Genomic DNA, 13,594 nt, shown 5'->3' on the forward strand with positions numbered 1-13,594 from the left:
AGAACGAGGTGGCACGGCTGAGTAGTTCATCGGCACTGCGAATCGGGAAGTTGAGAAGAGGCAGAAAGTCGGACATGGCGCAGAGGGAAGTACTCGTATTCCTTATCGGTTTTGCAAACTACGAGAAACGCCGGTCTGAAATCCGTGGACCGTCGCGAACAACGCTGTGATGACGAGGGCAGGTTCGTTGCAGCAAGCGTCGCCTCGTTCCAGCCTTCGGCCCACCTGTATTGTGACGCAGACTCCGGAATGAGGCCTCAGTCTTGTCAACCGGCCGCCCGGATCGGTCGGTCGACGCTCCGCTCAAGGGAACCCAAGTAGCGCTGCGCCGTGCTGACAGCCGGCCGGTTGTATTCAAGACACACCTCAGCGGAATGGATTTGAAGTCGAAGGCGAACGTTGCACCGACCGTCAGGGTATGCCGCAGCGGAGGTGTATTGTTCGTGTCGGTTCTGGCTCTCGCGTTGTCGTCGTGTGCTCTGTTCGGTGGTGGTATTAGGTCCGAGCTTCACGAGTACGAAATGGTGAACGTACCCGGGGGCCAGTATCAGATGGGCGATGTGTTTGATGGAGCGAACTCGGATGCTATTCCGGTACACAGCGCAGACGTTATCCGTTTTCGCATGGGTCGCACCGAGGTGACGTATGAGCAGTATGATGCGTTCGCACGAGCTACCGGCAGACGTCTGCCCGACGATTTCGGTCGCGGTCGCGGTAGTCGTGCAGTGGCGGATGTCGACTGGAACGACGCGCTGGCGTTCTGCGCTTCCTACGGCTATCGCCTTCCTACCGAACCCGAGTGGGAATATGCGGCTCGAAGTCTCGGCCAGGTGGAGCGGTTCGCGGGTACCGATGACGAAACGCTGAGAGACGACTTCGTTCGCCATCGAGACAATTCCGTGTCTTCTGCGACGTACGTGGCCACCAAACGCCCCAACGGGCTCGGATTGTTCGACATGAGCGGTAATGTCTTTGAATGGATTGGAGACTACTACCAGTTCTACCCGCAGCCGGGATCGCAGGCCGTCTGGTCCGACTTTGAGATCTCGGACATGCGGATCATTCGCGGCGGGAGCTTCCGGAATGCTCCAGAGCATGCGCAGGCTTTCTGGCGGTCCGGTACGCTTCGGGACGTCCGATCGGAGATTATTGGATTTCGATGCGCAGCTGAGTGGAAATAGGAGGTTATGGCCTCGTTCTGTAGTCGCAGAGCGCTGTCAGCATTGCTATTTCACTACCTCGTTCCTGCCAGATTGATGGTAATCGGGATAGGATCACCATGCGAAATCCAGGCCTGGCAGCCCGAAATGTTCGGTCACGACTTGGTACCATTGCAGGCCACATTGTGCATTCTCGCGTCGCCTGGGCGGTCGCTTGGGCGATGAAGACCGGTCGAAACCCTTAACCATAGACTGTTTCGCGACGATAATAGGGCTGGAAGCAAGGCTTTGGTGTACCGAACCGACCACTAACCACCTCGCCCGAGGTTGCCATGAGTCAAGCACAATTTCTGATGATTACCCTTGGGGTGATCCTCGTTGGCATTGCCGTGATCCTCGGAATACGCGGGTTTGGCGAAGGCCAGAAGAAGGCCAACCTGGACGCGCTCACAGCAGACGCGTACGAGATCGCTGTCGACGGAATCCGGTGGATGCGAAAGCCCGAATTCTTCGGAGGCGGAGGAGACAATTGTGACGTGAGCGCCTGCGACTGGAGCGATGCGAGCCTGGAAGCCTTTGGCTACGGTTCCGGAGACGACGGTAACTACCATTCCTATCATGGAATCATTGAGGTCGACCCGATCTCGGACCCGACCAGTCTCGTGATTCGAGGGACGAACGCCGTGATGGGCAACCAGGTTGTCATTACGGTCAAGCGGCCTCACTCCGACTCCGTCTACACCGTCATCGACCCGGGATTCAGACCCTAGCACGGTCGACATTCAAGATTCAACAAAGCCTCGACCCAATTCTTCGGGTCGGGGCTCTTTGCATTGGTCAATGCCAGTTCCCGGACACGGCCAGCGACATGCGCCGGCCAGTAGTTCTCGGAGCGAGCTACCCGCTCTTGGCCGGAATGCCCCGGCGGGACTTCGAATCGTGTCTGGCACAATCGGCGGAATCGGTGTGTTGAGACCTTTGTAAGGTAATGCCTGCCAACACCGCGCGACTCTGGTGCCTATTGCTGCACAATCGTTTTCCGTACTCTGTTGCAAAGGAATTGCCTCTGCAGCAAACCGTGAAGGACATGGCGAAGATCGAAGAGATTGTTGGCAGGCAGGTCGCCGCATGGGGTCAGAGTCTGGATGTCGCGGCAAGGGAGGGAAAGCGCCCTGAGCATTGGCCGATCATTACGGTTTCGCGAGAGTTCGGCGCGCGCGGTGCGGCACTGGCAGGCCGGCTTTGTGAGAGGCTGGAGTTCAGTCTCTGGCACAAGGAACTGGTACAAGCGATAGCGGAGGATTCCGACGCCAGCGAAGACGTCATGGCATCGCTCGACGAACGGCGTCAGAAATCAGTGGAAGATGCCGTGCTCGGTGCGTTGATGGGCAGCAAGGTCACAAACGTACAGTACGTGCGATCCCTGATGCGACTCGTGCAGGTGATCGCGATTCACGGGAGTGCGGTCATCGTTGGTCGAGGCGCCAATTTTATATGCAAGCCGGACTCCACGCTTCGTCTGCGCGTCGTATCGCCACTGGACGATCGCGTGTCGGGTTACAGTCGGCTCAAGAAGATTTCTGAGCGAGAAGCCCGGCAGCAGGTTGTTCGGACAGATGCAGAGCGGGCGGATTTTGTTCAGCATCATTTTCGCAGCGGCGTGGATGAGGCGTGGAGTTACGATATGGTGCTGAACTCGTCCACGTACTCTCTGGACGACATGGTCGAGATCGTGCTGCTAGCCTATCGAACGAAGTTTGGCAGGCTACCGAAAACTGCGTAGCTCATGTACCCATTTGTGTTGTGATTCGCGACCCGCATGTCGGGCCTCTCAGCTACGCGCTGTTGATTTCGGCTGGAGGCTGTGGCTATCATGGTGAAGATCGAAGATTGAGGTGCGAGCCGGAAACCAAGTGGAGACGCACATGCTGAAGTCGGGTCTGCCGCGTCATGAACAGATCAGCACGTCCCTGCGAGATCAGATCGAGGGCGGCAAATATTTACCTGACGATCAACTTCCTTCAGAGAGTCAACTTGGAGCTCAGTTTGGCGTGAGCCGGATCACCGTTCGCCGTGCACTTCACACGCTGGAAAACGAACAACTGATCTACCGGAGGCAGGGTCTGGGATCCTTCGTGCGCGCCCGACCAAAGCCACACGGTCTCGTGTACCTGACGGATTTTGTTGAGGACATGAAGCGTGCGGGACTGGCGGCGTCATCCCGACTTATCGAGCAGGGATCCGAGGAGGCGTCGCCAGTCGTTGCAGCGGCGCTCGACTTGAAGCAGGGCGAAGAGGTGTTTCGGATTGATCGTGTCCGTCTCGGCGATGGAGATGCGATCGCATTCGACCGCACGTGGCTTCCCATTGTGTACGGCAACTTGCTGGAGCATGGCGATCTGGGCCACAAGACGATCTACCATCTGCTTGAACACGAGTTCGGGATCACGATCGTCGGAGGACGTTACCGGATGGAGGCGGTCAACGCACGCGCGGATGTGGCCGAGTATCTCGGCGTTCCGTGGGGCCGGGCGCTATTTCTTATCGAGCGCACCTCGTGGACCGTTGGAGAAAGGCGGGTCTACTACCAGCAGCGATACTACCGGAGTGACCTGGTCGCGTTTGAGCTGGAGTTGAAACGCGGTCGCGAAACGGACACGACAGGATCGAAGCGGCGCGCGATGCCACTGAGGGAGTTCGAACCCGTTTTTGCAAAGGGTAGTCGCCCGCGGGAGGGACGATCGGCGCGTTCCGGCGATGTGATGATCGATTGACATAACTTGATATGACAGGTACTTTATCGAGGCGGTGACGCGTCGGGTCGGAGCCTGTTATTAGAACTGTTCAGGGGAGGGGCATGAACTACGGCTTTCTCATACGCAACGATCGGTGCATCGGCTGTCATGCCTGTTCGACGGCGTGCAAGAGTGAGAACGAGGTGCCGCTCGGCGTAAACCGGACGTGGGTCAAGAGCGTCGAGACCGGATTGTACCCGAACGTACGCCGGCACTTTCAGGTAACCCGCTGCAACCACTGCTCCAACCCGCCGTGTGTGCGCATCTGCCCGGTTACGGCCATGTACCAGCGGCAGGACGGAATTGTAGAATTTGATCCTGACGTATGCATCGGATGCAAAGCATGCCTGCAGGCCTGTCCGTACGACGCCATCTACATCGACCCCAGCAGCGGGACCGCTGCCAAGTGTCACTACTGCGCGCACCGCGTTGAACTCGAACTCGAGCCAGCCTGCGTCGTGGTCTGTCCGGAGCACGCCATCATCTCCGGAGACCTCGACGATTCGGAATCGGAGATCGCTCGCATGCTGGCCGAGAACCAGACGACGGTTCGCAAACCCGAACAGGGGACGGCACCCAAACTCTATTACACGAACGGCAACGACGTGAACCTCACACCGACCGCGGTTGAGAGGGCGCCGACCAGTTTCGCCTGGGCAGATGTGATCGCGCTTCACTCGGGCGACGGACACACGGAGGCACCCGCCGACGTCAAGACGAGACAATCATCGAGAATGTCGGCCTCCGGCGCCGCACTTAGAAAGGGGCAGTCCCAGGGTGTGCCCGATGCCGGACCAATCCTTATTGGAGACGGGCGAATGGCGGAGCAGATGGTGCAGGTCACCTACAACGCGCAGCACAAGATCCCGTGGCACTGGCCCGTTCCGGCATACCTCGTGACGAAAGGGATTTCTGCCGGCCTGTTTCTTTTTCTCGCGCTCGGATGGGGACTCGGTCTGGTCGGTTTCCACCAGCCTCTGTTCTTGATCGCCGGTTTCGTGTCCATTCTGTTTGCAATCATCACGACCGGGTTGCTCGTTCTCGATCTTGAGCGGCCCGAGCGATTCCTGCGGATTGTCTTCAGACCTCAATGGCGAAGCTGGCTCACGCGAGGCGCGTTCTTGCTGATCGGATTCTCGATGCTCGTAACAGCCTGGTGGGTGATCGAGATGGGACCCGTGCTCGACCTGTGGTCAGACTCCGTGCCGACCGGGCTCAGGGGGCTTTTCATGTGGATTGGAGTTCCACTGGCCCTGGGAGCTGCGTTGTACACCGCATTTCTGTTTGGCCAGGCTGAGGGTCGCGATCTCTGGCAGAGTGCTTTGCTTCCGGCTCACCTCGTGATCCAGGCAGCTATGGCAGGAGCCACCGTCATCCTGATCATGGGAGCCTTCGTCGCTTTCATGCCCGATGCGCTCCAGCTCGCAAAAGTGTCGTTCGCGATCGCACTCATCTTCGATCTCATCGTCATCGTCGCCGGCGAGTTCGGAATGCCCCATGCCTCGGAGGCCGCGGCTCGTGCCGCGCACGAGATCACACACGGTCGGTTCCGTACGTCGTATCGGCTGGGCGTGCTGATCGCGGGGCATCTTGTCCCACTCGGGCTCCTGCTGATCGGTGGTCCGGTTGTTCTGGCACTGGCCGGCGCCCTGTCGATTGTCGGTCTGTACCTGTATGAGTATGCATTTGTGATGGCACCGCAAGAAGTGCCGAACAGTTAGGTATTGCGCATGTCTCTCAAGGAAAATCGTGTCGAGCGCCTGCTGGCCGCACTGCTTCGAAGTCCCTACGCAAAAAAGGCGGCGCCCGTCGAAGCAGGAGGATTCGGACTGCCGCGGATCTCCACCACGACTAACGTCCCCGAGAAAGTGGACCTGACTACGGTCGTTCATCCTGACGGACGGAAAAGCCAGTATCCACCCGCCGCAAAATGGGATGACTGGACGGAATGGGATGGCAAGGCGTGGCCCCGAAAGATCGCGCGTCGATATATGCTGGTTCCAACCGTTTGCTTCAACTGCGAAAGCGCCTGCGGACTGCTGGCTTACATCGATCGAGAGACACTCGATGTCAAGAAGTTCGAAGGAAACCCGGCACACCCCGGAAGTCGAGGTCGCAATTGCGCGAAAGGTCCCGCGACGATCAATCAGGTCTACGATCCCGAGCGAATCCTGTATCCGCTGAAACGGGTCGGCAAGCGGGGCGAGGGGCGGTGGAAGCGAATCACCTGGGAGGAGGCTCTCAGCGAGATATCGGAGAAGATGCGTGCGAGCCGCGTGGCCCGGCGCGATGGAATTATGTACCACGTCGGTCGTCCGGGAGAGGACGGCTACACGAATCGCTGCATCCAGGCATGGGGCGTCGACGGGCATAACAGCCACACCAACATCTGCTCGGCCGGCGCTCGAGCCGGCTACGCGTTCTGGACCGGCAGCGATCGGCCCAGCCCGGATCATGCCAACGCACGCGTCATCTTGCTCATCTCCAGTCACCTCGAGACGGGCCACTATTTCAACCCGCATGCCCAGCGGATCATGGAGGGCATGGAGAAGGGTGCGAAACTGATCACGTTCGATCCGCGACTCAGTAACACGGCGAGCAAGAGCCACGTGTGGCTGCCGACGTGGCCAGGGTCCGAGACCTACATCCTGCTGGCGATCGCAAATCATCTGATCCAGAATGACCGGTACGATCGGGCATTCATGGAGCGCTGGGTGAACTGGAAGGAGTCGCTTGAACATTTCCGGGACCACCCGGAGCTCGCGCCCAATTTCAAGGTCACTAACACGTCCGACTTCGACGAGTTTGACCGCCTGCTGAAGCACCTGTATGCGGAATTCACCTTCGAGCGGGCGGCCGAAGAATCGCAGGTGCCGGTCGATCGAATACGGCAGTCCGCCGAATATGTCGCGGATTGTGACGGTCGGTTGGCGACGCACACGTGGCGCAGCGCCTCCATCGGAAACCTTGGCGGATGGCAGGTTTCCAGATGCCTCTATTTCCTGAACGTTCTCACCGGAAGTGTGGGTACACGTGGCGGCACCGCCATGAACGACTGGAATAAGTTCGTTCCCAAACCGTTCGACTCACCGCCGCCGTTCAACGCGTGGAATGAGCTTCACCTGCCGGTCGAGTGGCCGCTGGCCTTCTACGAGCTCAGTTTTCTCCTGCCGCATTTTCTCGAAGAAGGACGTGGCGAGGTGGACGTGTACTTCACACGCGTCTACAATCCGATGTGGATCAACCCCGACGGGTTCATGTGGCTGAAAGCACTCAAGGATGAGTCGAAGATCAAATGCCACGTCGCTCTGACGCCCACGTGGAATGAGTCCGCATGGTTTGCAGACTACGTACTCCCGATGGGACACTCGGGCGAACGCCACGACCTCATGAGTCAGGAGACGCACTCGGGTCAGTGGATCGCATTTCGGCAACCCGTACGACGAGTCGCGATGGAAAAACTCGGGAAGCCCGTACGGTTCACGTACGAAGCAAATCCGGGAGAGGTGTGGGAGGAGAACGAGTGGTGGATCGAGTTGTCGGCGCGAATGGATCACGACGGAAGTCTGGGGATCCGCAGGCACTTCGAGAGTCCTTACCGACCGGGCGAGATCATCACGGTCGACGAGTACTATGCATGGATTTTCGAGCACAGCGTTCCGGGTCTTCCGGAGAAAGCGGCCGCCGAGGGACTTTCGCCGCTGCAGTATATGCGGAAGTACGGCGCCTTCGAGGTGACGACCGATAACTACGAGCCTTACGAAGCGCCGGTGAAGCAGTGGAGTCGCAAGGATGACGACGGCCGGCTGCACGAGAACGGAAACATCGTGGGCGTCATGGCGGAAGACGATCCGCGTGTCGGGTTCAAGACGCCCAGTCGCAAGATGGAGTTCGTCAGTCGGACGATGCACGACTGGGGCTGGCCGGAACGCGAATATGTTCTGCCGTGGGTGCTGAAGAGTCACGTTCACCCCGACAACATTGACCGCGATAGTGGCGAGATGCTGCTGCTGCCGACTTTTCGTCTGCCAACGCTCATTCACACGCGCAGCGCAAACGCGAAATGGCTCTACGAGCTCAGCCACAAGAATCCCGTCTGGATCCATCAGGCGGATGCGGATCGCATCGGCGTCAAGACAGGAGAACTGGTTCGAGTCGAAACGGAAACGGGATACTTCGTCGACAAGGCGTGGGTGACGGAGGGCATCAAGCCCGGCATTATCGCCATGAGCCATCACCTGGGACGGTGGCGTCTCCGCGAGGACGAGGGTTTGAATCGAGGCAGTTCCAATCTGGTGGAGCTTGATGAAGCGGAAGACGGGACCCGGAGCCTGCGGGTCGTGCACGGTGCGACAGCCTGGGAGTCATTCGATCCGGATACGAGTCGAATCTGGTGGGAAGATGTCGGCGTGCATCAGAACCTGACGCACGGGGTACACCCGGACCCTGTTAGCGGTGCGCATTGCTGGCTGCAAAAGGCGACCAATGTGCGAAAGGCCGAGCCCGGCGATCGTCACGGCGACGTGCATGTGGATACCCGCCGCTCGATGGAGATCTATCGGGAGTGGGTGGCGCTGACCCGGTCCGCCGCCGACCACAGTCCGGACGGCAATCGAAGACCGCTCTGGCTCAAGCGACCCCTGAAGCCGGTGGCCGAAGCGTACAAGCTTCCGGTGACTAAGGGTTAGATACCCGACTCATTTTCGACGGAACGACCACACGCTGTCACCGAACGCCGACGCAACGCATGAGCCCCTCCGAATCCTGTCTTGCCCGATCGGCCGCCTACGATTTGTTGGCGCGGTTCTTTCGAAGCGGCCTCACGCAGCAGCTGTTCGATGAGATCGATTTGCTGCCGGGACTAAGGGATGCCCTGCCGGAGACGATCGATCCGGACGCGCTCGCGGCAGATCACTTTGCACTGCTGGGTCTCGACGTCTTCCCCTATGCGAGCGCATACCTGGAGGCGGACGGAAGGCCCGGCGGCACGACGACCGACTTCGTGAGTCGGATGGCTCTTTCTCTCGGCGAAACCGGCGTGAGTTCAGAATCATCCGATCACATATCGGCGGAGTGCGATGTGCTTTCCCGGCTATGCATGATCAAGGCCGAGATGATTGCTGGGTGTGCCGATCTGCCGCGTGTGGTTCGGCTTGAACATGATCTACTCGACCATCTATTCCAGTGGCTCCCCGTCTTCAAGCATGCGCTTGAGGAGGGTGGAGGCAGCTTGCATCGCGACATGGCCGAGTGGATGCTGGATATCGCGGTGGATCACAAACGCTCGCTTGCGTCCGCTGCGGACGAAGATGCGAGATTCCAGTTGCCTGAGCTGCCGGATCTGCTATCCGCGGAGAAGACGGGCCTGCGTGATCTCGCCGAGTACCTGTGCCGACCGGCTCTTGCAGGCATGGTCGTTACGCGCACTCGTGTAGAACAGATCGCTCGCGACCTGGGGTTGCCCCGTGGATTTGGCGATCGGTCGCTGATGCTGGGCAACCTGTTCGGTGCAGCGGGCAACTACGGCGTCGTCGCCGAGCTGATCACTGAGATCAAGGCTGTCGCGATTGACTGGCAACGTTACTTCGAGTCTCTGGAATCCTCGGAGCAGAACGTGCTTGCCGAGTCAGCACTTGCCTGGAGCGAGAGGGTGGGGGTTACGCTCTCACTGCTCGACCACATTGATCAGCGCGTGAGCGATATCGCAGAGTCGACCTAGGACTCTTCAGGCGGTTCGCCTTCTGGCTCCCTTTTGTCGGGAACGGTTTCCATGTACCGCGACGCCTGTCGAGAGCCCTCGAGGATATGCACGACAGCACGGTGAGGGCTCAGATACAAGTGGTCCTCTCCAAGCAGTTCAATGATCCCGTAGCGATTCATGACGTCGCGCACTCTACCCTTCACGCCGCCGAAATACATCTCCACGCCTCGTTCCTTCAGCGTCTCAATGACATTGGCAAGGACGGACGCAGCGGTTGTGTCAAGATCGTTGATTGTACTGGCATCGATCACGACCGCTCGGATGGCGTGGTCCTCGTCCTGACTCTTTTTCAGCAGAAGATCCTGGAGGAATTCCGCATTGGCGAACGAGAATGAAGCGTCGACCCGTAGGATGAGAATGCCCTCGATCATCTCTGCACTGGGATTGCGGCCCATGTCGCGAAAAGACCGGGTTCCCGGAAGGTGACCGAGGATGGCCACGTTTGGTCGACTGATGCGGTACATGATGGCTACGACGGAGGCGGCGATACCGATCAGGACGCCCTCCTGGATTCCAAACAGGATCGTAACGGCGAACGTCAGAATCGCGATGCCACCGTCGACCGCTTTGGTCTTGATCAGAAAGCGGAGCTCGCTGTAGTCGATCATCCCGAATGCTGCCACCATGATGATGGACGCAAAGACGGGAATGGGAAGGAAGAAGAACAGCGGAGTCAGGAACAGGAGGGTGAACGCGATGACGATGGCAGCCACCACGTTGGTCATGGCCGTGCGCCCGCCGGCTTGCTCTCCGACTGCACTCCGTGAGAAGCTGCCCGATACCGGTATGCTTCGGAAGACGCCGCCCACGACGTTGAGCGCTCCCAGCGCGAACAACTCCTTGTTGGCCCGAACGGTGTAGCGGTGTTTCGCGGCGAAAACTTTTCCGAGAGAAATCACGCTCATGAACTGAACAAGGGAAAGCGTGATGGCCGTCGGCAGAAGATCGCGCAGCGTAGAGAACGGAACGGCGGTGAGTTTCGGACTCGGGAGTCCAGTCGGTACCACTCCGACAATGTCCACGCCCTGCATGTCGAGTCGCAGCAACCAGACCGCCAGGGTGCCCAGTACGACGGCGATCAGCGGACCCGGAGCGATCGGCACAAATCGGCGCAGTATCACAAGCAGCACGATACCCACCATCCCTATGATGAGGCTGATCACGTGTACTTCGCTAATTCGTGCTATCGCGCCGTAAATCAAGTCGAAGATCTGTGGTGAGTTCGCGAGCTCGATCCCGAGGAGATTCTCGATCTGCGTCACGCCGATGATCAGTGCTGCCGCGGCGGTGAAGCCGGAGATGACCGGCCTGGACAACAGGTTCACAACGAATCCGAGGCGGGCTGCGCCCATGATCATCTGGATGATACCGGCCATCATTGCCGCGATGATGGCAAGACCGATATACTCCTCGGTGCCGATCTCGGCGTATTGAGAGAGTCCTGCTGCGACAATGACCATGTCGATGGCCGTGATGCCGATAGCCAGATGCCGTGAAGTTCCGAAAAGCGGATAGACCAGCAGGGGCACCAGTGATGCGTAGAGCCCGTAGATGGGCGGAACGCCCGCGAGGACCGCATACGCCATTCCCTGCGGAATCAACATCACGCCGACTGTCAGTCCGGCGATCAGGTCACCACGAAAATCGGTCCTGGTGTAGGTCGGGAGCCACGTGGCGATGTGAAACAGCTGGCGAATGCGGAAGAACTTCCGGATTGCGGATTGGTGCGATGCCGCTGCGTTGTCGCCCATGGCGCTTCGAAGAGGGCTCGTCGGATTCAGAACCGGTCGTGTTGAACCGAGCCGTCCATCAATAAATTGAGATATCCTGTTATAACAAGCTAAGCAATACCAGGTCTGCGGGCCTGTTGACGTTGAACAGAGACGCACCCGACAGCGGGACGGACTGCACAACGAGGCGGTCGAGCAGGCCCATCATGGACAGGTGACGTTGCTGCAGCAGGGCCTTTACCCTGGGAGCGACCGTCGGGCGGTAGTAGCAACCACATAGCGGATGTACCATTCCGTCGGCGTCGGTAGCCACGACGGCGTCTGTCGGCGGCGCGCACTGTCCGATGATCGCCTCCACATCGTCCTGGCAGATCCGCGGCATATCGCACGCAACGACGAAGACCCAGTCTTGCCGGGCGACGGCAAGACCCGCATCGAGACCCGCCAACGGCCCCATGCGTCGGTACCGATCTACGACGTACTGAGCGTCGAGGTCATAGCTCTGGTCATCTTGACGAACACTGATAATGATGTCGTCGGTTACAGATCGAAGCGCATCGTACGCGATTTCGATCATCGACTGGCCATCGATCCGGTGAGCGGCCTTATCACTGCCGAAGCGGCGACTCAATCCACCCGCGAGGATCAATCCGGAGATCGGTGGTTGCATAACGTGATGTGCGTTGCGTCTAGAGGCGGCTGGCATCGCCGGCTCCGTACCGTTGAACTGTCAGAGGTGCGAAATTTCAGATGCCTTAGTCAGAATCGTCGTCGACCACATCGTCCACCCAGCTGAGGGCTGCCATCATGCTCGGAAATCCCATCGTCGTGGTTGCCAGCACGGCGGCATGACGCACTTCCGCACGTGTACAGCCGAGATCAATAGCCTTCCGACAATGCGCGTGCACCGCTCCTTCGTGTCGCAGCCCGATCGCGATTCCAAGCTTAACGAGTTGGGACGTCTTTTCGTCCAGAGGTCCGGCGCCCATCGTTGCCTCACCGAGCGATCCGTAGGCCGCACCTACGTCAGGATAGTCCCTAAGAAAAGCGGTAAACCGCTTCGGAAGTTTCCTCATCTGGCAGCTTCGATGCGCATGATCTTTGGATGTGTAGCGCAGCCCTTGATGTCTGATGAACGACCGCCTAAAAATAGCTTGCGGAACGGAATCGAACCACCGCCACATGTTGGAGGTCGTCAGGCACGCAGGCCGATGTCACTCAGGTCTTAATACCGGTCACCGGCCTTCAAGTTCACGCCGATCCCGAATCGAACGTCGTGCGACTCCACGTCATAGGCCAGATACAGGATGAGTTGATCCAGGTTGCCGACCAGTCCAACCGCCAGGCTCGGGTGCGTCCGGGTGGTCTCCGTGCCCTCTTCCGTAATGCGGAGGCCCAGGCCGATCGATGGTTGAACAGGAGCATGAAAGAGATCCATGAATCCCGTCACGCCGGCGACGAGGTTCTCCGGCCCCCTCGTCTTCCCGAAGACCTGCCGATTCACGGCCACGTGGAGAAGGACACCTCCGTTTGGACGAACGCGTCCGGCAAACAGCCCGAGCGGCGCCTTTCCGTAGCTTCCCAGGTAGCCGAATGTGCCGCCCAGCACAGCCAGTCCACCCACGATCGCCGCACCCGCGAGTGCTGCCGGGAGAAGTCGGTCGTCGTCGTCGTCATCGTCGTCGTCTTTCCCGCCGCCGGGGATCGGGATACCTCCTCGACCGCTGCTGTCTCCCTTTCTGCGCGCGGACCGTCGTTCTTCGGAGCCTTCATCCGCTTCGTCTGTCGCGGGCTCGTCCGTTGTCGATTCGCCAGGCCGAACGTCTGTGTCGGACTGGCGGTCATAACCCCGTTCCGGCCGCTCGCGCTCGACCAGATCGCCCCGTCCTATCTCGTCTCTGCGATCGCGAGACGAACGCGTGACATGTGTGACTGGTGGTCGCCATCGACGCCGCGTTCCCCACGACACCCAGATATCGACGTCCGGCACACACACCGTAGTCCAGTCTTCGCCGCGACGACGCAACTCACGTTCTACACGCGACGGAGCTTCTGTGTCGAAGACGACTCTTAGTATCCGAAGATCTTCGAGTTGAAACCCGGTTCTGAATAGTTCTCGTGCTCTCTCCCCGCTGACGTCCGAGAAGA

At 59.2% G+C, this 13,594-nt stretch carries 11 protein-coding genes; 7 read left to right on the plus strand and 4 right to left on the minus strand.

What is annotated here, in order from left to right:
- Positions 1-521 precede the first annotated feature (521 nt).
- The 7 genes from HKN37_04335 (at position 522) to HKN37_04365 (ending at position 9,674) form a co-directional block, all read left to right on the plus strand.
- A complete protein-coding gene (locus HKN37_04335) occupies positions 522-1,181 on the plus strand; it encodes an SUMF1/EgtB/PvdO family nonheme iron enzyme (GenBank protein ID NNE45870.1) in 660 nt (219 codons plus the stop codon).
- A 311-nt stretch (positions 1,182-1,492) separates the two neighbouring features.
- Positions 1,493-1,930 (plus strand): hypothetical protein, encoded by a 438-nt coding sequence (locus HKN37_04340; protein NNE45871.1) that lies wholly within the window; start codon positions 1,493-1,495, stop codon positions 1,928-1,930.
- A gap of 317 nt (positions 1,931-2,247) precedes the next feature.
- A complete protein-coding gene (locus HKN37_04345) occupies positions 2,248-2,943 on the plus strand; it encodes a cytidylate kinase-like family protein (protein NNE45872.1) in 696 nt (231 codons plus the stop codon).
- Positions 2,944-3,085: 142 nt separating this feature from the next.
- Positions 3,086-3,934 (plus strand): GntR family transcriptional regulator, encoded by an 849-nt coding sequence (locus HKN37_04350; protein NNE45873.1) that lies wholly within the window; start codon positions 3,086-3,088, stop codon positions 3,932-3,934.
- 83 nt (positions 3,935-4,017) lie between these two features.
- Positions 4,018-5,676 carry a polysulfide reductase NrfD gene (gene nrfD / locus HKN37_04355; GenBank protein NNE45874.1) on the plus strand — a complete coding sequence of 553 codons (1,659 nt, stop codon included), beginning with the start codon at positions 4,018-4,020 and terminating at the stop codon, positions 5,674-5,676.
- Positions 5,677-5,685: 9 nt separating this feature from the next.
- Positions 5,686-8,643 carry a molybdopterin-dependent oxidoreductase gene (locus HKN37_04360; GenBank protein NNE45875.1) on the plus strand — a complete coding sequence of 986 codons (2,958 nt, stop codon included), beginning with the start codon at positions 5,686-5,688 and terminating at the stop codon, positions 8,641-8,643.
- A 59-nt stretch (positions 8,644-8,702) separates the two neighbouring features.
- Complete coding sequence (locus HKN37_04365) at positions 8,703-9,674, plus strand: molecular chaperone TorD family protein (GenBank protein NNE45876.1); 972 nt, start codon at positions 8,703-8,705, stop codon at positions 9,672-9,674.
- On the opposite strand, the gene sulP is transcribed toward HKN37_04365, so the two are convergent.
- The 4 genes from sulP to HKN37_04385 all read right to left on the minus strand — a co-directional run.
- Positions 9,671-11,467: a sulfate permease gene (sulP, locus tag HKN37_04370; protein ID NNE45877.1), complete on the minus strand. Its 1,797-nt coding sequence runs from the start codon at positions 11,465-11,467 to the stop codon at positions 9,671-9,673. The genes HKN37_04365 and sulP overlap by 4 nt on opposite strands.
- A gap of 79 nt (positions 11,468-11,546) precedes the next feature.
- Positions 11,547-12,116 carry a molybdenum cofactor guanylyltransferase gene (locus HKN37_04375; protein ID NNE45878.1) on the minus strand — a complete coding sequence of 190 codons (570 nt, stop codon included), beginning with the start codon at positions 12,114-12,116 and terminating at the stop codon, positions 11,547-11,549.
- 85 nt (positions 12,117-12,201) lie between these two features.
- Positions 12,202-12,522 carry a carboxymuconolactone decarboxylase family protein gene (locus HKN37_04380; protein ID NNE45879.1) on the minus strand — a complete coding sequence of 107 codons (321 nt, stop codon included), beginning with the start codon at positions 12,520-12,522 and terminating at the stop codon, positions 12,202-12,204.
- 149 nt (positions 12,523-12,671) lie between these two features.
- The coding region (locus tag HKN37_04385; GenBank protein NNE45880.1) for a hypothetical protein at positions 12,672-13,594 on the minus strand (923 nt) is incomplete at its 5' end.

It is taken from the genome of Rhodothermales bacterium (assembly GCA_013002345.1).
Taxonomy (GTDB): domain Bacteria; phylum Bacteroidota; class Rhodothermia; order Rhodothermales; family JABDKH01; genus JABDKH01.